The following is a 20,836-nucleotide window of genomic DNA, read 5'->3' as shown; positions in this document are numbered from 1 at the left end:
GAGGAGCGTCAATTGGTCGACGTCGTTTCTCCCCAAATTCGAAGTCGAATGATGTCTGGCATCAGGGGGAAGAACACCAAGCCAGAGGTGGTGGTACGACGCGCCTTGTTCGCCGCAGGCTATCGATTCAGGCTGCACCGCCGGGACTTGCCGGGAGCACCGGACGTAGTTCTGCCGAGCCGCAAGATCGCGATTTTTGCGCACGGTTGCTTCTGGCACATGCACGAGGGCTGCAAAAACTCGAAGCTTCCATCCACTCGCCCGGAATTTTGGCGCAACAAGCTTGCAGGCAACGTCGAACGAGATCGAAAGGCTATCGAAGCCCTACTCTCTGATGGTTGGCGGGTCTTGGTAGTCTGGGAATGTGCGACGCGCGACCCCGCTGCTTCGACGACGATGCCAAAGTCACTTTCTCAATGGATCGAGAGCGCCGAAGCAACTGGCTATATCAGCGGCGCACAGCCCGCATGAAGTCAAGGACTACCTCTGCGATCTGACGGGCCAGAAGCGGCGGCACAGCATTACCGACCTGGTGATATTGCTGCGTTCGCGTACCCTCGAAAAAATAGTTATCTGGGAATGTTTGCAGGCGCGCGGCCTCCCTGACTGTCAGACTACGGCATTGCGCCGGGTCAGGGTGGATGAAGTAATGACCATCCTTGCAGATATGAGAAACGACCGTTGACGAGGGCTTGTCAGCAAGCTGAACGCGGAAGCGATCGACAAACGGAATGTCTTCAGCCTGCATGTTCTCGTGGTCGGGCAACAGCTTGGGAGGGAACAGCCCAAGCTTGGGCGAATACCCTTGCAGCCTCGCGAAGCATGCGGCAAACATGTAGCGATGCAGGTCGGGCGCCATATGCTGGCGTGTCTCGTGCTGCAAAACGCCGCCCAGCTTCGGATCGTGCAGCCATTTGCGAAGAGACGTTGGCATCGTGTCGCACAGGGTCACGGGTGCAGGATGGAAGTGCGCGCCGTGCGACGTGTGCGCCTCAGCCTCCTTCCAGGCGACTTTCATCTCCGCTTCGATATCCGGTCGAATCGGCGCCCGCCAATAGCTCAGGGATTCAGGCGCAGTCTTAAGCACCGACCGCCATGCGCGATGGGAGTCGTCCCTCTGCGAGAGGCGACTGCGCAGCGAGGGCAGTCCGCTTAAGGCAGCTTGAACGCTCACCATCTTCGTCGCGGCCTTGAGCTTGAACTTGCCACTTCCCCACAGCGACGGCGGCGTCATTTTTGCCATGTCCGAACGCACGCCAAACAGGATCACGCGATGCCGACACTGAGGCACGCCAAACCGTTCCGATTCGATCAGGTATTCCAACGGCTTCGGCTCGTCGCCATCGACGACCAGCGAGCGCACGAGGTAGGTCGATCCGTTTCCAGGATTCCTGAGGTCGGCCAAGATGCGGTCAAAGATCGGCGAACCTCCATGCTTCGAATTGAGCATGCCCTTGACGTTCTCCATGATGAACACGGAAGGGCTGAATGACTTGATGATCCGAAGATATTCCGTATAGAGGAAATGCCGCTTGTCGCTCTCAAATGCCTCTTCGTTGTTGGGCCGAAGGCGCGATCGCCCAGCCAACGAATACGCTTGGCATGGCGGCCCACCAATAAGCACCCACTCGTTTGCGCGGCCGATCGCCTCACGAATCCAGGCGTCGACCGTCTTGTGCGGCGTGATCCCCAGCTCCGCGCAACGCGCCTCAGACAGCGCCTTCTCTCCTTCTGCTTTGACGGAAGGGTGCGCGAAAAGCTGCTCGCGTCGAATCTTTCCCTTGACGTAGTCGTAGTAGCAATCTGGAACTTTGCCATCCGGAAACGCCCTGAAAAGCGCCCGGAGCGCCAAGGTCTTATGGGCGGTCTCGTCCTTCTCTATGGAAACCTTCACTTCAAACGCCTTGTTGCCGTCTGAGTGGGTAGCGGAGGAAAAGCCCTCACCAAGCCCGCCTGGGCCGGCGAAGAGATCAATTACAGGTATCGGGCTCGGACGAGTCATCGATTTCATTGCTTTCTGCAGGCGCCGAGCACACCCGCTAGCGCGTCACCAGGTTAACCGAAATCGGGACCAACGCGCGGAATGCCGAAGTCTACCTGGTCGCATCCCCCAGTGCCAACGCGCAGCTCGAAGCACAGTTAGCAAGTCGCTCGCCCGTGTAGGACCTGTGCGCTGGACAGGTCCGCGACTGTTCGGCGACAGATCGCGACCGTCCCATCGCGCATCCGGCCGCCGGTGACAAGTCATCGTTCGCGTCATTGTTCGAGCGATCAAGGGTTGGGAGAGCCTCGATGACTTGCGCGTTACGGATCGCTCAGCGCATCGCCGCAAGATCACCATCCTCCCACTCGATGTTGCCCAGCCGCTCCGCGAAGGGCAGGAATGGGTTGCCCAAAGGAGTCGGGATACTTTAAGCGCCCTGCGAAAACCAGACGCTCGGGACCGATCAATCCGGTCACTTTCCTCGGTATTCGTCAATCTGCTGCTGGATGTAGCCATCCAATTGAGAGACAGCTTCGTCAAGCGCCTCACGAAACGCCTCTGATTGCCTCATGAAGTCGCAGTATTTCTTGAGTGCCACATCGAGGTCAGTCTCCTGCGTCAGCGACGCGTGACGCTTCTTCCAGCTCCCAATGGGGTCGACTTTGACGGGCCACGGATAGTTGTGGCCAAGCCAGTTGGATAACTCGACGACGTTCGTCGCTTTGCAGCCGTTGCTTAGTGCAAACGCCTTGCCCTCGTCAGTCCAGGCAAACGGCCATGCTTGGCACTCGAGCACGACCTCGGCTCTTTTCGGTCTGTCCGGAGAGTTTTCAGAAATGAAATCAAGCCATTCGTCAGTTTGCTCGATTGTCGTCAGCATGTCCGTCTGCAGGTCTTCGACCAAGTTTTCGTCAAGCGCCCCTGCGACCTCGGTGAGTCGGACGCAGGCTCGCTCAAACGCCTCCTTCTGGCCGAACAGATCCGGCTTGCCAAGGTACTTCACCGCTCGGTGAGAGATCTTGTCGCCCGAGTACGTGCCATACATCATCGGCTTGTACGCGCGAAGCACGGAACACGCTGCACGGAAGTAGAACACCGCAAGCGAGTGCAGGATGCCCTCGTGCCGGCTCCCTTGGTGGTAGGCCGAGTTTCTGAAATAGTGCAGGTACTGAATGCTGTCGGCCGTCGATGCCGAGATCATCGATGTCTCTCGTGCATATCGCACCTTGGCATCGAAGCCTTGACCGGTCGCGTTTACGGCGGTCTTCCATTCGGGCTTGGGCTTCCTGTTCGACTCGAAAGCTTTGCCCCACAGGATCTTGTCCTTTGCGTGCTGGTGCAGAACCAGTTCGACGACGTTGTCGATCAGCATCAAGGCGAACCGATCGAAGTTCCTGTCACGGACTGCTAGTTGGTCGATTGCAAGATCGAGCTGATCGATCTGGTCTGCGAAGAACTGGTTCATGGGGGCTGCGAAATCGGGTCGCGAAGAGTCTATCCAGATTCGGGCGGCCGCTTAGCGCGTTCCTTAAGGCGACGCGAGAAGGCCTTGATCGCGATAGTCGGCGTGCACTGGAACCGCCCGTCCCGAGTCCGAGCGCTTCCGAGCCCAGCGAAGCGGAGATCACCGCAATATGCTCTGCGGCTCAAGGTCGGGCATGGCCGATTTTCGACTTTGCCCCGGTTGGCATGCACGCACGTTAAGTCAGCCGTCGTCAAGGTCCGCGCATGGTGTTGTACGAGCGCCGCGAGCGCTCCGCTGGGCCGAAATCTATGCTCCTCGGGCTCCCGTCGCCGGGGACATGGAGGATATGTCCCCGGGGACAGTTCGGTGACACCGCCGAACTGTCACGCGTGACATGGTGTGACCGTCCCGGGGGACAAAAGCGAGACGCGAAGCCTTGAGCTATTGCGCAACAACAATCGGCGGCATGCACCCGCCGTGCTTCTCCCTCAGAAGGTTCAGGCGCGGCCTGAGACCCGCGTTCTCTGTGGCGACGATCGCGCAGTTCGCCGTGAACCACTGTAAGAGGTTCCGATTGAACAGGGCCTTCGCCAGATTCTCGGCAGGGTAGCCGCCCATGAGCGCGTGCACCACGGCCTGCGCGCCGCCGTGAACGAACGAATGCATGCCTTCAATAGTGCCGTACAGCTTGCGAAACTCCGCGGCGACGTGCGGTGCGTGCAGTGCGAAGGTATCGAGCATGGCCGGGATGGGCGGGCCCATGATCGGCTCCCTGTGTCCCTCGACTTCGACGGGCGTGGTGAACGCTTTGATCCACTTCTCACTGGCGCCTTGTCCGGTCCATGCCGCCCGCACGACCGCTTCGAACTGCAACCGGCAGAGCGCCATCGCGGTGCCGCTCAATCCTGATTCCAGAAGCACCCGCTGGCTGACCGCGTGCTCGAACGCTGCGCGGCAAAGCGCCACACTGATCGCCGCGCGCGCGCTCGCAGGCTGGCATTTTCGAAGCAGCTTGGCAACGTCGCCGTCGAGCGCCTCGGATAGCGCCAGCAGATGGCCCAGTTGGTCTTCGGCCGATTCACTCATGCGGGTAGTTCGTGGGGCGGATATGCATCGGTGAAGGCTACTCGATTGAAGCATCGGGGGAGACCCTGACCACGATCGCGCGACGACTATCGTTCACGACGAGCAGCTTCAGCGCCAGGCGCATGAACGAGCGTCGGCGCGACCTGCTCAGCTCCGTGGCGTGCATCGATGCGGAATTGCAGCCTCCGCTTTTCATCGGGGACCACGTGCGGACCAAGTCCAACCAAGCGAGCACCGCCGCCGAAGAGCGTTGCCAAGCGCTATCGCCGCCGCCAGCAATGATGCTGCGTTAAATCAACGCGCTCGCCCAGCCCGATTGAGTGTACGAGCGCGTGCTCTTCGCGCTATGAGGCAACGCCCGCACAATGGCGCCATGTCCGCCAAGCCATCCACCACAGATCCAGCCGCCGAACGCGTGATCGGCAACGCCCAACTGGTCACGGACCGCGCGTTTCTGGAGGACGTGATCGCCGGCCGCATGAATCTGCTCAACCCCAGGCTCTGTGACGACTATCTCATGCCGATCTACAGCCGCATCGCGCCAGGGTCGGAAATGGAGAAGCTCTTCGAGCGCGCTGCCTTCGCGTACAGCGACGCAGCGACGGCAGCCGCCTATCGATGCATGGCGCGGATGGTTTGCGAGGCCGCGCGCGACGGCACGCTGCGCGAATTGCGCGAGGACTTTGAGGCAGATGACCGCGATGACGACGACGAATAGCACTGATCCCGGTGAGCAGCACGCCGCCAACTTGCGACCGGCCAACACACCACCCATTCCTTCCCATTCATCCGGCGACGCGCCTGCGAGCCGATTCGGCGCCGCCGCTGGCCTCGCCGATCAACTCGACCTCCGCCCGCTGGAGCAGCGTATGCGCCGCCGGCCGTGGTGGCGGTTCTGGTAGCTAGCTGCGACAGAGGAACATGACGGTCACGGCCCGAATACCTCCACTTGGAAAGCAAATGGGGAATGCCTCGCTCGTGGAAGAGGCCCCAGAACTACCACTTTCGATCTCCCGCCCGGAGATCACGAAACGCATCCACGAGCTTAACGAGTTCGCCGAGTGAGCCTGTCAGTTCTTCGTGTCCGTTAGCCGGCGAGTACTGGAGAAACTTCACTTTCATCGCTTCGGTCGCGATGGCCATCACGTCGTCATCTACTTCACCTTGCGGCATCGTCATGAAGTGATGAGGCATGCGTTCGTGGGCAAACTGAACGTCCTCAAAAAGTGCACGGATATCCGGATCGTCAATCCCACACCCAAGAAACAGAAACGTGTGCGTTAAAACGAGTGATTTGAGAATTTCGTAGAAAAGCACATGTTTTGTTCTTGCCGCAGCGTAGTCTCTACGCGTAAAAATCAACTGGGCAGGATTGTTTGCGGAGCCGTGCGTCTTTAAAAGCAATCGTACTTCGCCACCACCAAGATAATTAACAATATCGGAACTCGTATGATCCTTCATCACTAACGTTCCATTAGAGGCTCCGGCCGCATAAGTATCATATATATTGTCAAAATTTGGCGAGGCGATAATGGCCGAATCCAAATTGTAGATATGCTCGTGTATTAACGCACTTTGATAGCCTGCCTGCTGATATTCGCGTTGAACCAATGATATAAATCCATCGCGCGCCATTTTTCGTTTTACGATTTCGCAGGCGGTGAGGTAGTCTCGCTGGTCTATTAATTTTTCAATCTGAGGCGGGCTTCCCAAAGATTTTGACGCCTCGCGAAGGAAGCCTTCCCATGTAGGCGGTCGCTTGCCATCTCTGTTGACAGAATTCCTTGAAACTCCTGAGCCGATCATGATGACGCTCCGCCTTCGTCCAATTGATTGGACAACTTCGGGGTCCCAACTGATCATGCTGAGAGCCTCTTGAAAAAATTCTCCGCAATTTCGTGATAGAACTGCCCCGCTTCTGCCACTCTGTTGTATCCAGAGCCCACAATTCCATCTTTTGCGCCAAGGTCGAAAATTGGAGCATGGGCTTGCTGTGAAAGCGGCACGACGCTGCTCAACGTGGGCACTTCTCCTAGTTCCACTTCATCAGGCTTGACCAAGAAGAAATCACACAGTGAAATCAGTTCCTGATTCTGCTGCTTGATGATGGTCTCGAAGGCTTCCACTGCTTGACGCGCCCCCTCCTTCTTTTTGGCAGTGTACTGCTGCATCACATAGCCAGCGAACTTTAGGTTCCAGCCGACTTCGACTCCCTGAATTTCGAACGCGTGACCCTCCTCCGCCTTGTGACGCTCGATCGCCCCATCGAGCGCGGCTTTCCAATTGTTGAACGAACCTAGAATATTCGAAACCGCCATCAGGCTAAAAATATCCACTGAAAGTGGCATAACAAAATAGTCAACAGCAAGCAGCGTCGACCTGTTAAGCGCTCCCAAGGACGGCCCCATGTCAACCAAAATAAGATCATAGGCGTCCAAGCGACCAATCAATTCCTTGATCGCGTAGGTTGTCTGAAAACCGCGTGGGTCCCCATTTCGAGTTGCGGCCCAGTCAGTTGCCAAAAGATCTTCACGAATGGAAAGCTTCGGATCTCCGACAATCAAATCAACACCAAACCTTGGACTTTGAAAAACGGTAGGCGTTTCTTTTGGGTAGCCTTGACCACGTCTGACTGGTTCATAAAAAGCGTCGATGCTATTGTGCTTCCCGCTCAAAAGAATCGAATCAAGCTCATATTGAGGGAGCAAATACGCGGAAGCATTGCATTGGGGATCCGCATCAAGGACCAGCACCCGCTGCCCCTGATGTAGCGCTAGCGAGGCCGCCAAGTTGCACAGAAGCGTGGTCTTCCCAACCCCGCCTTTGTTATTAAAAAAGCCAACGCTAATCATGTAAGTTCCTCGATTCTCGGCGCCCACTTTGGACATCTGGCAACAGCCGGCCCAATGCCGCGTGGCCCAGATCGAATCATAAGGATGCTCAATGGTTGTTCGATTCGAGGTTCACGGTTGGTGTTGTATGTGCGCCGCGAGCGCCCTCGTCTCTGGGGACACGGAGGTCGTGTCCCCAGAGACAGTCCTCCGACCGCACCTCCCCTGTCGCCAGGGACAAAAGCGAGACATACGCCATCGTCTCGTTTTGCGACAACCACTTACGCGCGTTGCGAAAGTGCCTGCGCTTGCCAACCATTCGGCGCCGCGCCGCCGACCATGAGCAGCCGCGAGATTGCGGAACTGGTCGAGAGCGGCATGAGAACGTGCGCCGAACCATGGAAATGCTGGCTGCACGGGGCCTCGTGACGGTCACTCGAATTGAGGAACCGCCCCCCGGCCTCCGCCCTTGTCTGCCGGACAGACCCGTGACAAGTGGCGTGACTCATGCCGACCAATCGCAATCTGCGTGTCGCCTTCAACCCGGCCGCGATGTAACGCACGTTCCATTTATGGCCCGGATTTCTTTGGAAAAAATGGCCCCCAGCATCTTGGACTGACCCGAGAAACTCATCTCGTCAACGCGTGACGGCCGAGACATCAGACAGATTTCAGAGCCCCTGAGGTTCTTGCTTTCCTGGCCCGCAAGGGCGCCCGGCCGTCACCGTGGGAAGCACGAACCTCAGGGGTTTTGCTTTCCGCGACCGCCGGGACTTCTATCGGGTCGCGGGGCGGCAAGGGGTGACGGATTGATATGCGGCCGAGCATCGGCGCGGCAGAGTCCCGTCGCACCGTCCCTCAACGTTCTTGGTTTCGGTGTGCGCGCAGCAAAGAAGAGCAGGCTGCGCCGGTGGATTGGCTTGCAACGTCCGTGACTTTAATGTGGCGGGTGGCGGGGCAAGTGGGCTGGGCCGGGCAAGACGCCCCCGACGGGCGGAAAGCCAGCCAGTGCAGCGCAACGGGCGCGGCTGCACCCCGTGATGTGCGCGGGTAACGAGGCCGGACCGCCTGTGGGCGGTAAAGGCGGCTTGTCGCCCGATTCCACCCTGACAGTCACCGCCCAGCCTGATCGAGCACTGCCAATCGCCTCCGGCCCTCCGCGCTGCGCGCGGCGTACGCAGGCCTTCAAGGTTGAGAAAACGACGCGCGCCAGCGCGTCCGCCCAAGGCGGAATGGTGGCCTCGCCAAGCTGCCCATTACTTGGTGGCGGGCGGTTCGCGCCACGGGAAAAAGGTGCCACAGCATGCTCGGCTCGTCCCCATACAAACGAACCACGTCGAGCCGTCGCATCGCTCGATGAGGGTCTTCAAGCGAGTGCCCGCCGTGCTCTGAAAAGGGCCGCGCCGTTCCTCCTTCCGGCGCGATGCGAACGGCGAGTACTCCCTTGACGGCCCTCACCTATCAAGCGGCGATCCGGTGAGGCATCAACCCGCGCACCCGAAGGAGGAACTATGCGCAACACACTCATCCGCGCCGTCGGCGCCACTCGCAACTACCTCGCCGCGCGCCCGCTGCTGCAAGGCTTCATCGTCATCGGCCTGGGCGATCTCGCCAGCCGCGCCGTTCTAGGCGCTATGAACCTCGCTTGAGAGGAGCACGCATGACCAACAAGATCACCCTCGTGGGCAGTCTCGGAGGCAAATCGGAGGAGCAAAGCAAGCTCACCACGCTCCTGTACGGCAACCGCACCGTGCGCGCGGTCTGCATCGACGGCGCACTGTGGCTGTCGGCGGCCGACGTGGCCCACGTACTGGGCTTCTCCGGAGGCTCGCCCGTGGTGGACTCGACCTGCGGCAGCGACGCCCGCTACTTCCCGAACCACAACGCATCCAACCGCTTTCGCATCATCGATGGCGCCGACCTCGCGCAGATGATCGGCAAGGCCCCGTGCGGCGCCTTCCTTGCGAGGCAGTTCGCCTCCTGGATGTTCCGTGAGGCGCAGCCGGCCGTGCTGGGCATGTTCACGCGCAAGGACACATTGGCCGCAAACGATGAGGCCCCGCCACGTGCGCGTGCGAATTCGCAGCCCAAGCCGATTGCTGGCGGCGACCTGATGCCGATGCCGGCCGTCAGCGAACCACTCACCATGAGCAGCCGCGAGATTGCAGAACTGACGGGCAAAGAGCACAAGAACGTGCTCGCCGACATTCGTAAGATGCTTTCCGAACTCGGGAAAACATCGGCTGACTTTTCAGCCAATCTCCCCGATGCCTACGGCCGCCCGCAAGCCGCCTACCTTCTTCCCAAGCGCGAGACGCTGATCCTCATGAGCGGCTACAGCATCGAACTGCGCGCCCGGATCATCGACCGCTGGCAGGAACTGGAGACGGCCCACGGAGGTCAGCCCGCGCGCATGCTCACCGAAGCCGAGCGGCTGATGCTCCAGGCGCAGGTCATGCTCAAGCTGGAACGCGAAAACGTCGAGTTGCGAAACGCCCAAGAACGCCTCCGCGCGGTCACTGCCCGGCAGGCCGAGAAACTGGAGTGCATCGCCGACGACGTGAAGCTGATCGCCGACTCGAAGGTGCACGACGCGCCGCCGGCCGGCACTGAAACCATCAGCAGCATCCGCCGCCGCGCCCGTGTGCAGCATGGCCTCGGCGCCGACCTCGTGGGCTGGCTCATTCGCGAGGCCGAGGACTTCCGCTTGCCGGTTGTCGGCCAAGTGCGCAACCCCAGCGAGAACGAGAACGCGCCGCCGACGTGCCACCTGTACCAGACGCGCTCCGCGACTCTCGCCATGGAGCGATTCATGCGCGACGCGAAGCCCGTGCCGGGCACGCAGCGCGACTACACCCACCCGGCATACCGCAGCCGCTTCCGCCTCCACAAGGGCGGGCACCTGCACGTCGTCAAGTAAACGCCCAACCCTCGCATCGGCCGCGCTGGGCACTTCGCCGCGCGGCCCTTTCATGTGCACCGGTCGCAGCGGATCGGGCAAATCACCCCCCATCGTTGTCGTCGAAAAGCTCGTCGCGGATCGCGGCATCATTACGCCCGGCTACCTGCTCGTGGCAGGCTGCCATCGAGTGGAAGCCGCGCGCGCGATTGGATGGAAGGAAATCAATGCGCGCATCATCAAGGCAAGCTCGCTTGAGCGCGAGCTGATCGAGATTGACGAGAACCTCTGCCGCGCGGAACTGACCGCCGCGCGCGCAGCGCACATGAAGCGACGTGCGCAAATTTGGGAAGCCCTTGGGCCTGCAAAGCGGCAAGTCGCGACCGATGTGGCGGCGCAGCCGGCAGTGCCGTTTGAGGTGGCGCAAGTTGAGCCACCTGCGCACGCGTCCGAGGCGATGGCGATGGCGATGATGGCAGGGCTCCAAGCTCAGCGTAATATTTTTCTGCTTATCGCCAACTTGATCGCGTCACGACCAAGCACTTCCGACCGAGTTACGCGCCCCTTGTTGTAACCTCTCGTTTCACAAACCATCGAGGAGAAGAAAGAAATGGTCAGAGAAACGAAAACACTTCAACGCGGCGGCGGAGCATTGCTTGCGGCAGCGCTTTTTCTCACAGCCCCATTCAGCGCAAGGGCGAGCGATCTCGACAATCTAAAAGGAGCACTCGCCATCGCCATCGGGGCCGCGATTGCTGCTGGCGTCAAACAAGATCAACCCGCCGCGACGCCCCAAGAGCAGGCAGGCCAGCAAGCCGCACCTACGACGCAGGCAAAAAAGTTGAGTGGCCCGTCCGCCGAACAGCAGGCCCAGTATGAGCAGATCGCCAAGGATCTGTACGAACACGCCGAATTTGCATCCCGCAGTGCGTCAAAAATCTGCGGCGATGCGAAAGAAAAATTTGCCGATCCCTTCTATCTGAACACCAATCAGTGTGAACAGGCTCTTCGGCCGCTCACCGACGCGGATGCGGCCAAGCGTGCCAGTGCCGAAGCCGAACGCCAAAAGACGGCGCGGGCTGCGGCCGAAGCTGCGTCAGCAAAGATTGTTCAGCGATCCGGCTCCGGCGACAGGAGCGCGGTGCTCGATTGCGACAAGATCAATGCCGACAGCGCAACGAAGGACGGCTGCCAAAAGGCATCTATTGAGGCGCTAAAGAGCAGCCTTCGATCAAAGCAAGTGAAACCCACCAATTGCCGCGAGTGGGAAATTGCCAAAGGTCTAGATGGGACGCCCCCCCTCGACATCATGCGAGTCACGCTCGGCAGCAAAGGCAAGTCCGGCTCCTTCGTGGGAGAAACTCGGAACGTCGATGACGACTCTCTGACCATCTTCAACGCTACGACCTCCGACAACGCCTCCATTGGCATCAAAGGCGCCGAGATATTCAATGGGGAGGCGATTGGCCAAGGCGTTCGGGTGATTGGATATGGAGTCCAAACCGAAACGGTGTCGGCAAAGCGTATCAACGGCGAACCGACCACCATCGCACGCATTTCTGCAAGGTGCATTTCACCAGTGACGCTCGATATGACACTCAACGCCATGTTGGGCCTTGGGCTCTGAATCTCTTCTCTATTTCTCGCCCGCAAAAAGCCCGCCGTAGCGGGCCATCGACAGGAGCCGCGCGCTACGCCGCAGAAATGCCGCCGCTCGCCAAATGCGCGATGCGGCGGTTGCCCACATCCTGGCGCGTCTTGTCGGCAATCTGCACCTGCACCGCCTGACTGCCGCCCGAGCCATTCAGACGTTCGGGGATGCCTGCATCTGGCGTTGGAGGAACCTGCGGTGGCGCCAACGGCGGCACGCTGGCGGACGGGACCGATGGCACCTTGGGCGTCGCCACGTTGGCTGCCGCGATCTTCGATGCCCACTCGGCCGTCTTGACCTTGCGGTCCTCCAAGCCGTTCAGGCCGCCGTTGACCGCCTTGGTGGCCGCCGTCACATCCTCCCCAGCACCGCGCGCCGATACGTTCTTCTTCCAGTACCAGGCGCTGATCTTGGCCGCGTTCGCGGGGTCGGCAGCAAGGTCAGGGTTGTTCGCGAGGTCCAGGCCGAGCGCCTTGCCCGCCGCCGCGTAGTTGTCCTTCCCGGTCAGTTGCGTAAAGCCGCGACCACGGAACTTGTACCCGTCGCCGGCCTCGGTGTTGCCCATGCGCCCGCCGTAGACCTTGTTCGCAAGCGCGTCGGGGTTGTTGACCAGTCCGGCCACCTCTGCGTCAGACATGCTCGCGACGGCTTTGTTCTTGCCGAAGGCGGATCGGATGCGCGCGACGCTGGAGTAGTTCAGGTTCTCGGACATGACGCGGAAGTTGCCTGACTCGTGAGCGTTTTGGCCCATGAAATTCGCCAGTTCCTTATCGCCCATCCCGGAGGCGCGACCAGCCTCCAGCATCATGTTGGCGTTCGCGTTGCCCGTAACCGCGTTCACCGCCTTTCCGGCGCCCATGCCCACGCTGCGGGCCACCTTCTGCACGGTCGTAGCGGCCTCGGGTGCATCCGAGTCATTGCCCCGCGCCGTGTTCCAGCCTGCACCTACCTGCGTGCCAACGTCCTTCGCGCCGCGCACCACCTGTCCCACGTCGCGGCCGGCAGCCTGCGCCGCATTGGTGGGCTTGCCGTCGGCCTTGCCGGACTCGCCCTCCCCGTAGCCCTTCTTCGCATCGCCGATGGCCGCCTTGGCGCCGTCCACGGCCGCCGCGTAGGCTTTGCCGATGACTGGGATGCCACGAATGGACTCGTCGATGCTGCGGAAGAATTCGCCGATCTTGTCGGGGATGCTCGCCAATCCATCAACGGCTGCCTTCACCGTATCGGTGATCTTTGACCACACCTCGCTGACGGTTGTGCCGATGGTGTCCACCGCGCCCTTCACCGTCTCCCAGGCAGCGCCAAAGGCGTCTCGAATGGCGTCGAATGCATCGAACACCTTCGGCATGACGCCGGACTCGTTGAGCCAGTCGTTGATCTTGCTGCCGATCCACTGGCCCACATTCCACGCGCCCCACAAGGCGGCAACAGGCGCGAGGATGCGCGTGAACACCGTCAGCAGCAGGCCCGGCACCTTGGAAAGCAGGCCGCCGATGCCGCCGAACATGCCGCCCATCATCGTTTGCAGCATGCCCGGCCCGCCGGCCGCCGCCGGCTGTGCGCCGCCACCCTTGGCGCCAATCGGCGAAGTCAGGGCCTTCCAAATGCGCTGATACCAGCGCTCTTTCTTGCGCTCTGCCGAGCGGCCGAACAGCCCGAACAGTCCGCGTCCGAGCGGCGCCGCCACATCCGCAATTTCTTTGCTCGCGGCCACCGTGGCGTCCACCTGCTCCAGGCCGCCAGTTGCCTGCGCCAGCGAGCCCGCAGCGCGAGTCAGGCGCCCCGCCGCGTCGCGGAGAAAGCCGCCACCCGAGCCGTCGTCGCCGCCACCGCTTCCGGGAGCGCCGGCTTTGGGTGCACCGCCGCCCTTCACGAAGCGCCCATTGGCCGCGCGCGGCTGTGCCACCGCAACCGATGTCATTTCAGCCCGGCCGCCAGCGTTCGCCGCGCGAGAGGTGCGCGTCGCAACGGTTGCTGGGCGTGCGCCGGAAGGGCCAGACGACGCCGAACCTCCGCGCGCTGTTGTAGCCGCAGGCGTGGATGATGGCGCCGCACTCGATGCACGCACCGCCACGCCCGCAAAAGCGGGCATTGCGCGCGAGGACTGCACGCCCATGGCGCGGGCGATAGCCGCCACGTCCGTGCGCACCGCGCGCCACACCGTGAGGCTTTGCTGCTGCACGGCGAGCATGTCGCGCGTGGTGTCGATCAGTTCACCGACGAGAAAGCCTTGGCCGTCCGATTTGAACAGTGTTATGTCGTCTCCCTCGGATCAACGCACGCGCTGGCGCACGATCTGCATGTAGCCGTCCAGGCGGCCGTCTCGGTAGAAGCGCCGCACGGGCGCAACGGGGACGCGCTGGCGGACTACGGCATCAAAGCGGTCGCGCAAGTCGTCCAGCACGGCGGCAGGCGAGCGGACGGCAGATTGCGGCGCCGGTGTCGTCGGCGTCGAGGCCGGGCGCATCGGGTCACGGGCACGATTGCGTTGCGCCGCAGGATCGGGCAGGAGCATCAGGCTCCAGTCGTCGGTGTTGCTGGCGGTCATGGCTGCACGCTCGATTCGTCGGAGAGGTCGTCCTCGGCGAACACCTGCACGAGCAGCGCCTGCCGCGCGCCGAGGGTGTCAAGCGCCGGATTGCGCACAGCGTCGGAGCCGAGTTCAAAGCCCTCGGGAACAGGTGCGTCGCGGTCAGCGGCCGAGAACCACACGAGGAACGTCAGGGTTACACCCTCGGCCACTTCGAGGACCACATAGCGGCCCATGAGGGCCTCGGCGGCAGTCTCGTCGCTGTCGAACTCGACAATGACCGCCTCCGCGTCGCCTTCGTGATCAGGGTCAACGGCGCCGAGTTCGCGCGCAAGGGCGCGGGCATCGGGCTCGATGATCTTGAACTTGACTGGCTGGAGCGAGATGACCTGCTCGGGCGTTGCGTTGGCGTCCCATTCCTCGGGCGTTTCGCCATAGGGTTGACCGTCGGAGCCGAGGACCATCTTCGCGAGCAGTTCGCCGGTCAGTGCCTGCGCTTCGGGTGTCGGAGTCGGATCGGTCATGAGGGTATCTGTGTTGGTCATGGTTTGGTGTTGCTTGGTGCGGCCCTTCGCGCGGACCAGAGTGGAGAGGGCCACCGCACGGGCGGCGGCGGCCAGGAGGTAGCGAATGGAGTCGGTCACGCGCGGGCTCCAACGCCATGCGCAGCCAGGGCGGCAAGCGCGCGGGCGATGGCCTTCGAGTTCGCATCCGAGCGGCCAGCGTAAGTCTTGAGCGCAAGCGCAATGTCCTGCTGGCTGGCCGTTGGCGCGAGAGTGACACGGCGGGGCGCATCGGCCGGCACGCGAATGGTCCGCGCGCGCTTGGGCAGCATGGCCTCCGCCTCGCGCTGGGTGACGGTGAACACCTTCGGCCGGGCCTTGCCGGGGCGATCGATGCGGGCGCGGTCCTCGGCGATCATGGTCGCGATGCGCTGGCGGATGCCGGCGGACTGCTGGAGGTCACTGAGCGTTCTCGCAAGGTGCTTGCAACAAGCGCCGTCCAGGCCGGGGTTCTTCAACTTCGGGAATCCGTGTTCAGGGCGGCCCGCCACCCAGCCGCCGGCTGTCGCCACGAACCGCAGGAAGTATCGGAAGTGCTCGCAGTCGCATTCGAACTTGAGCGCGCTCTGTTTCACCAGCCACGTCGCAGCCGCCAGCGGCGTACCGGGCTGCGCGAGAGCCGAGGCGTACTGCACCGCCTCGACGTTGACATGGTGCCGCGTCACCTTTGATTGCGGTCCGGAGTCCGTCACGATGTGCAGCTTGCCGGCCTGCATGCGGGCGATCATCGAGTAGTGAATCTGCTCACGCGCGCGCTGCACGTCGGACGGGCGGGACAAGCCCAGCGCCTCGGCCGCCGTGATGCCCTGCCGGGCCTTGTCGCCCATTGCAGCGACGGATTTCTTGAAGGCCATGAGGTCGGCCGATGTGATCGGCCGCACGGTGCCGCCCAGCGTGGTCGTAAGCATGCGCGCAGCGCTGTATTTGCCGGCAACTTCCGTCGGGCTCAGGATGCTCTTGGCAAGGCGACGCGAATCGAGTTCGCGCTGGCGCTGAGCGTTGAGGGCTTGGACGGCATTGCCGACGCGAGGAAGGCTGCCCGTCATGTCTGCACCTCCGAGCGAGGCCCTTGGAGATAGTTCGTTTCAAACTTTCCCCGGAAAAAGTTAGCCGGAATTAACTTCGCACCCTTTCCGTTCGCGGCTTGGCGGGCCTCGAAATCGGCCAGGATTGCGCGGCCAGCCGATGTCTTCCTGAGGGTTTCAAACCAGTCTTCGCGGGCCTTGAGTTGGCGCTCCTGGGCCTTGAGGCCCGCGCGGAACTTGGCCTGCGCGCGAGCGCGAGCCGTCTTTCCTTCCGGGGTGTGTGCGTAGTCGCGGGCATCGTCGGCGAGGCAGTCTTTGCACCGGGCCTTGAAGCCGCCGCGCCCGTTGGGGCTGAAGTAGCTCAGGGGCCAATCGAGCCCGCAGCCGCGACACACTTTCGACGTGACCTCCGTTTCGAGCTTGTCTCGTCCGGGTTCACAATCGTCCGGCGGGATGTAGTGCCGCATCGACACGTACCGACCAAGCTCTTTGGCGTAGACCTTGCGGCCCTCGCTGTAGAAGTCGCCCCAGTAGTCGCGCGCACGCTTCTCCAGCGCGGCAAGTTCCTCGGGCGTCTGCGGTTCGGCGACCTTGGCGCGCCGGGGCTTGTAGCTGCCGCGCTTCACGCCCGGCTTGGAACCGCGCCGCTTGGGCTCGGCGTCCGTGGGCGCGGTCTTGATGCGAATCGTGGGCATCAGACAATCACCTCGGCCGGCTCCAGCCCGAGGACTTCGCGCACATGGGCAATGGAGACGAGGATGCCGTCGTGGCCGTCCTCGGTTGCGACCTGGGCAAGACCGTCAATGTCGATAGCGCGTTGCTTGATGAACACCTCCAGGCGCGCGATCTTCTGGCCCAGTCGGTAGGCGATCATGTTCTGCTCCTCGACCTCGGCGGCGGTGCCGGGCGCCGGGGAAGGCGGCATCTTGATTTCAAAGCCTGCATCTTTGAGGCGTTGGAGGTCCACGCCAATGGTGCTGGCAAGCCGACCGCGCAGTTCCTGCGCAGGATCGTTGACGATGTTCAGGGTGTCGCGCTTGTGCGCGGCGACGGAGCGCTGTGTGCGCATATCGGCCGCGGCGCTCTCGACTTCGCCCCGCAGGCGCTTGGTGGCTTCGCGGTAAAAGCGCACGGCGCCGGGGACTTCGGCAGCGCTCTCCGCGTCGCGGCGGTGCTGCACCTCCATGGCGTCGGCCAGACCCTCGGCCGTTGCCAGCGCCGACTCCAGTGTGACGTGCTGACCGGCATCGACCAGCGTGCGGATGACCTCGCGCAATACAGCGTTGTGCCCATGCTGCGCGAGGTGACGCTGCTGAGCGGCAACGATGTCCAGCGCGATGGCAGTGATCTTGCTGTTGCTCTGAATTTCGGCGATAGCCGATGCGTTGGTGGTCAGGGTGTTGCCTATGGCGATGGAATTGATAGTTGGACGGGAGCTGTTCGGGTTCGTCCCGCGCACTGTCCGGGCTTCGCGCCATGCGTGCACCTGGGACAGGGCGTACTTGATGCGATGGCTGCCGATGCGAACGTACGGAGGATGGTCTTGGCCTTTGAGGCGGCGCGTCTGGAGGCCACGGGGAGACAGGCCCGCCACGGGGGCGGCCACGGCTTCATCCACCAGCGGCTCCGGCGCAAGGGATTGGGTGATGTAGGGCGTCATGGGTGCATGGTCAGCGACGTGCAGCGACGTGCCGACCCTGACTTTTCCAACTTGCTTGAGCCTTCTCGCGCGCCTCTTCGCCTTCCGCGCCTTTAGCTTGAGCGGCGTCACCAGTGCCATCGGCGTGCGCTTCCGCGAACCAGTGCGAAAGGTCGCGCAGTTCGTCGGGATCGCGCCACGGCTCGTCCAGCCAGTCTTGTAGGCCCGCAATCTCATCGGCCATCTGCTCGGTGGCGCCTTTCTCGAAGGCAAGGGCCTTGATATGGTCGATGCGCTGACGCACTGCCCATTCGTGCGGGGCGCGCATGCTCTTGAATGCGCCGACGACACGTTCCTCGATGCGGCCGGCCGCGCGCACGTCCTCGGCCATCACGACCGCCTCGCCGAGCAGGTCTTGCAGTTCTTGTTCGATGCGCCAGGGGGTCGGGTCGTCGCCGGCTTCGCCCACGCGCCGCACGGCCTCCGAGATAGCGAGCATCTGGCCGTGCGTAGCCCAAATTTGGCTCACGCTATAGGCGGCCTGCCGGGCGGCCTCTTGCACCATGTCGGTTTCGCGAAGGGCAACAAGGTCGGACTTGTCGTCCGGGCTGCCGGCGGCTGCCAGCGGGTTCAGGTAGATGGCCGCGTTGAGCGCGGATTGGCGTTCGCCGGGGTTGGTCCAGGTCAGCATGTCGGTCCTCTTTGGGATTGGGTTGAAATGGCTGTTCGTGTTCGTGCGGCGCTATGCGGCAGCGTCGTTGGAAGCAGACGTGCGCAGAAGGTCGCGAAGGCGCTGCACCTCACCGTCGTAGCCGGTGATGGCGCGGGCCGCGTCCATGGCGGCCTCCTCAAGCTGCTCGATGGCAAACGCCAGAGTGGTGCCGCCCTTAACGCTGTCCAGTGCTGGGCCGTCAATGCGTGCCATCGCGGACGACACGGCACGCGTATGCGTTACCAGGGCGCGCACCGTCTCCACCGTCGGGCCACCGATGGCGCAGTCGCTGGCTCCGATGTAGGCCATGAGCGTGCCCGCGATATGGCGCAATCCGTCTTCCACGCGGGACGCGGCCAGCCGGCGCGCGTCGAGTTCCACTTCGGTAGGGGTGCGGCCAAGCAGGAAATCCGTCGACACGCGATACACATCGGCAAACCGCATCACGTGGTCCAGATTGATTTCTCGGCTACAGGATTCGAGGAGCGAGAGCTGGGTGCTGTTCGCATAGCCCAGGCGCCGCGCGGCCTCCTCTTGATCCCACCCGTTGAGCTTGCGCGCGGCAATTGCGCGGGCAGCACGAAGCGCTCGGTCTTGGGCGCGCTCCTTACGCTGGGCCTTCTCGATCTGCTCCTGCGTCTTCACCAGTTCCATGAGACGGCGACGAGCCTTGGCCGCAGACTTCGTGCCGACGACGGCCTCCGCATCGGCCGTGCCGTCATTCATCAGCGCGGCCAGTTCCGGCGGCAGGTGTTGGCGCCAGTCGGTCTGTTCGATGGCCTCACGGTCGTCTTCGTCGTCTTCGTGCGCCGCTTGGCTGGCGGTCGCTTCCGGCGAGGGCATATGGTTCTTGTGATTGATGGTGGACATGCGAATGCTGGAGGTCGACAGGTGGTGAACCGCGTGGGCAACGGCGGTTGGTCGGCTGGGCGGGCGCGAGCGGCGCATCAGGCGGCAAGGTCCGGCAAGACGCGGCGCGCGAGGGCCGCAAGGTCTACGGCAGCACGGCAGTACGTCACCATGCAAGGATTGCTGACAAGCCATCCGCCCGCGCAAGAGCGCTCTACGCGGTGGCCGGCGGCGCGCAGGGCGTTGATTTCGCTCTGCATCAGTACCCCTTCACCTTGGACAGAAGGGCCGGCGCCTTGAAGCGTTGCTCAGCCTTGAGGGCGCACAGGCCGCGCAGGAACTCCTCAACGCCATCGAGAGAATCAAAGAACCGGCACCAGCCGCGATGACCGACGATGAAGCGATGGCGGCCGGCGATGGTCCATTCGACGGTGAGCGAGTGGCCTCGCATCATCAGGCTCAGGCGGGCCTGATCGAAGCGATGAGCGTCCCCTTTGGAAAATCGAAGCTGTGGCTCGACTGGCGCCCAGGCAACCATTGCGTTGCCGCGTACAGCGGCAGTTTTGCAATTGGTCTTTGCCGGGGGCGGGAAGCTGTCCCCGGCTTCTTTTTGCGCGAGAGCCTCACGGCCAATGTTGCCTACGAGCACGATGCGGTCGGCGGGCATCAGTGCACTCCCAGCAAAGCCTTGAGACAGGCAACCGGCCAGCCAAGCCGGCCATTGACTCGGATGGGGCGAATGGGGCCGGAGTCGGACGACGCCCAGATGCGCAGGGTCTGCGACTTTCGGCTAAGGTAGTAAGCGGCCTCGGCAGTCGTCACGTTAGGCTTCGTGACGGATTCGAGTGGCGGGAAGCTCGTGGGGGTTGGTGGGGTGTTGAGATTCGTTTGAGTCACTGCATCAACGTATGGCGTTGTCGATGCCTCGATGGTGTCGGCGTGGACCCCAAACGCCTATGACTTCAATTGCCCGACCTTTTGATGTCAAAGGCCAAGTGCACCCGCCGAACGGTGCACGATTCCGCCATTGGGCCGGTGCTACTGCTCGATCATCGAGGCAAGGCGCGCCAGTGCGTCATCCAAGGCAAGCCCAGCAAGCCCGAGGGGGGCTTCATCTGCGTCATGGTCCGGTGCGAACGACGAATCGCGGTGCTTGCGTTCGATGCGCTGTTGATCTCGCGCCTCCCTGGACGCCCCATGCCACACCCCGCCCGCCTCCACCAGCCGTGACACCTGCCGGTCAACAAGATGCAACTCGGCGGAGATTCGCTCTATGGCCTCGCCCTTCGCCATGCCGCCGTCGATCAGGTCAAAGTACATCCCTGCAACGTGCTCGGAGGACGCTCGCCCGCTACCGGCCTTCACGCCGCGTTTCCGCGCAGGGAGCTTTTCCGCCAGAACAACTTTCGCCGCTATCGCATTCGCCCACGCCTGAAATTCCGGCTCGATGGGAGCGCCGGACAGCACGCATTCGGCCAGGACGAGCAGTACAGAGTGCTCGGGCGGATTCCCACCGGCCCTCCGCAGCTCCAGCGCCGCTGCCTGCTTCATGACGGCGCGATGTTGGGGTGAAACACCAATTTCCATATGAGACTTCAGCGC

General features: G+C 62.4%; 21 protein-coding genes. 6 read left to right on the top strand and 15 right to left on the bottom strand.

Going from position 1 to position 20,836, the window contains the following annotated elements; all coding sequences use genetic code 11:
• The first annotated feature begins 12 nt into the window (after window positions 1-12).
• A complete protein-coding gene (locus tag WKW77_RS12235) occupies window positions 13-471 on the top strand; it encodes a very short patch repair endonuclease (RefSeq protein WP_340357104.1) in 459 nt (152 codons plus the stop codon).
• Here the strand turns inward: WKW77_RS12235 and WKW77_RS12230 are convergent.
• From WKW77_RS12230 to WKW77_RS12220, 3 genes are all read right to left on the bottom strand, one after another.
• The gene (locus WKW77_RS12230; RefSeq protein ID WP_340357103.1) at window positions 449-2,011 is read right to left on the bottom strand and encodes a DNA cytosine methyltransferase; all 1,563 of its coding nucleotides are present in this window, start codon (window positions 2,009-2,011) and stop codon (window positions 449-451) included. The two genes, WKW77_RS12235 and WKW77_RS12230, sit on opposite strands and share 23 nt — an antisense overlap.
• 445 nt (window positions 2,012-2,456) lie before the next feature.
• Entirely contained in the window at window positions 2,457-3,449 is a 993-nt protein-coding gene (locus WKW77_RS12225; RefSeq protein WP_340357102.1) for a hypothetical protein, read from the bottom strand.
• A gap of 441 nt (window positions 3,450-3,890) precedes the next feature.
• Window positions 3,891-4,535: a DUF6988 family protein gene (locus WKW77_RS12220; protein ID WP_340357101.1), complete on the bottom strand. Its 645-nt coding sequence runs from the start codon at window positions 4,533-4,535 to the stop codon at window positions 3,891-3,893.
• 373 nt (window positions 4,536-4,908) lie between these two features.
• On the opposite strand from WKW77_RS12220, the gene WKW77_RS12215 reads away from it, so the two are divergent.
• Window positions 4,909-5,253 carry a hypothetical protein gene (locus WKW77_RS12215; protein ID WP_340357100.1) on the top strand — a complete coding sequence of 115 codons (345 nt, stop codon included), beginning with the start codon at window positions 4,909-4,911 and terminating at the stop codon, window positions 5,251-5,253.
• Window positions 5,254-5,531: 278 nt separating this feature from the next.
• On the opposite strand, the gene WKW77_RS12210 is transcribed toward WKW77_RS12215, so the two are convergent.
• Both WKW77_RS12210 and WKW77_RS12205 read right to left on the bottom strand, forming a co-directional pair.
• Window positions 5,532-6,398 (bottom strand): SIR2 family protein, encoded by an 867-nt coding sequence (locus tag WKW77_RS12210; RefSeq protein WP_340357099.1) that lies wholly within the window; start codon window positions 6,396-6,398, stop codon window positions 5,532-5,534.
• Complete coding sequence (locus WKW77_RS12205; protein ID WP_340357098.1) at window positions 6,395-7,387, bottom strand: ParA family protein; 993 nt, start codon at window positions 7,385-7,387, stop codon at window positions 6,395-6,397. Before WKW77_RS12205 ends, WKW77_RS12210 begins: the two co-directional genes overlap by 4 nt.
• A gap of 1,490 nt (window positions 7,388-8,877) precedes the next feature.
• On the opposite strand from WKW77_RS12205, the gene WKW77_RS12200 reads away from it, so the two are divergent.
• The 4 genes from WKW77_RS12200 to WKW77_RS12185 are packed head-to-tail and all read left to right on the top strand — an operon-like array spanning window position 8,878 to window position 11,892.
• Window positions 8,878-9,015: a hypothetical protein gene (locus WKW77_RS12200; RefSeq protein WP_340357097.1), complete on the top strand. Its 138-nt coding sequence runs from the start codon at window positions 8,878-8,880 to the stop codon at window positions 9,013-9,015.
• 11 nt (window positions 9,016-9,026) lie between these two features.
• Window positions 9,027-10,286, top strand: a complete 1,260-nt coding sequence (locus WKW77_RS12195; RefSeq protein WP_340357096.1) for a Rha family transcriptional regulator — start codon at window positions 9,027-9,029, stop codon at window positions 10,284-10,286.
• 52 nt (window positions 10,287-10,338) lie between these two features.
• Window positions 10,339-10,839, top strand: coding sequence for a ParB N-terminal domain-containing protein (locus tag WKW77_RS12190; protein ID WP_340357095.1), 501 nt, complete (start codon window positions 10,339-10,341; stop codon window positions 10,837-10,839).
• A 36-nt stretch (window positions 10,840-10,875) separates the two neighbouring features.
• Complete coding sequence (locus tag WKW77_RS12185; protein WP_340357094.1) at window positions 10,876-11,892, top strand: hypothetical protein; 1,017 nt, start codon at window positions 10,876-10,878, stop codon at window positions 11,890-11,892.
• A gap of 64 nt (window positions 11,893-11,956) precedes the next feature.
• Here WKW77_RS12185 and WKW77_RS12180 read toward each other — a convergent pair whose 3' ends face one another.
• The 10 genes from WKW77_RS12180 to WKW77_RS12135 all read right to left on the bottom strand — a co-directional run bounded on the left by WKW77_RS12180 (window position 11,957) and on the right by WKW77_RS12135 (window position 20,821).
• Complete coding sequence (locus WKW77_RS12180; protein ID WP_340357093.1) at window positions 11,957-14,107, bottom strand: glycoside hydrolase family 19 protein; 2,151 nt, start codon at window positions 14,105-14,107, stop codon at window positions 11,957-11,959.
• An 81-nt stretch (window positions 14,108-14,188) separates the two neighbouring features.
• Window positions 14,189-14,464: a hypothetical protein gene (locus WKW77_RS12175; protein ID WP_340357092.1), complete on the bottom strand. Its 276-nt coding sequence runs from the start codon at window positions 14,462-14,464 to the stop codon at window positions 14,189-14,191.
• Window positions 14,461-15,090 carry a hypothetical protein gene (locus WKW77_RS12170; protein ID WP_340357091.1) on the bottom strand — a complete coding sequence of 210 codons (630 nt, stop codon included), beginning with the start codon at window positions 15,088-15,090 and terminating at the stop codon, window positions 14,461-14,463. Before WKW77_RS12170 ends, WKW77_RS12175 begins: the two co-directional genes overlap by 4 nt.
• Window positions 15,087-16,055: a hypothetical protein gene (locus tag WKW77_RS12165; RefSeq protein ID WP_340357090.1), complete on the bottom strand. Its 969-nt coding sequence runs from the start codon at window positions 16,053-16,055 to the stop codon at window positions 15,087-15,089. The genes WKW77_RS12170 and WKW77_RS12165 overlap by 4 nt, the downstream gene beginning before the upstream one ends.
• Complete coding sequence (locus WKW77_RS12160) at window positions 16,052-16,729, bottom strand: hypothetical protein (protein WP_340357089.1); 678 nt, start codon at window positions 16,727-16,729, stop codon at window positions 16,052-16,054. Before WKW77_RS12160 ends, WKW77_RS12165 begins: the two co-directional genes overlap by 4 nt.
• Window positions 16,729-17,694, bottom strand: a complete 966-nt coding sequence (locus tag WKW77_RS12155; RefSeq protein WP_340357088.1) for a hypothetical protein — start codon at window positions 17,692-17,694, stop codon at window positions 16,729-16,731. The genes WKW77_RS12160 and WKW77_RS12155 overlap by 1 nt, the downstream gene beginning before the upstream one ends.
• A gap of 10 nt (window positions 17,695-17,704) precedes the next feature.
• Window positions 17,705-18,364, bottom strand: coding sequence for a hypothetical protein (locus WKW77_RS12150; RefSeq protein ID WP_340357087.1), 660 nt, complete (start codon window positions 18,362-18,364; stop codon window positions 17,705-17,707).
• 51 nt (window positions 18,365-18,415) lie between these two features.
• Complete coding sequence (locus WKW77_RS12145) at window positions 18,416-19,255, bottom strand: helix-turn-helix domain-containing protein (protein ID WP_340357086.1); 840 nt, start codon at window positions 19,253-19,255, stop codon at window positions 18,416-18,418.
• Between the two features lie 238 nt (window positions 19,256-19,493).
• Window positions 19,494-19,901 (bottom strand): hypothetical protein, encoded by a 408-nt coding sequence (locus tag WKW77_RS12140; RefSeq protein ID WP_340357085.1) that lies wholly within the window; start codon window positions 19,899-19,901, stop codon window positions 19,494-19,496.
• A 371-nt stretch (window positions 19,902-20,272) separates the two neighbouring features.
• The gene (locus WKW77_RS12135; protein ID WP_340357084.1) at window positions 20,273-20,821 is read right to left on the bottom strand and encodes a hypothetical protein; all 549 of its coding nucleotides are present in this window, start codon (window positions 20,819-20,821) and stop codon (window positions 20,273-20,275) included.
• Window positions 20,822-20,836 lie beyond the last annotated feature (15 nt).

It is taken from the genome of Variovorax ureilyticus, assembly GCF_037889935.1.
Lineage (GTDB): Bacteria > Pseudomonadota > Gammaproteobacteria > Burkholderiales > Burkholderiaceae_C > Variovorax > Variovorax ureilyticus.
The sequence above is the reverse complement of the archived record's forward strand: the minus strand, read 5'-3'. Positions and strand labels throughout refer to the sequence as shown.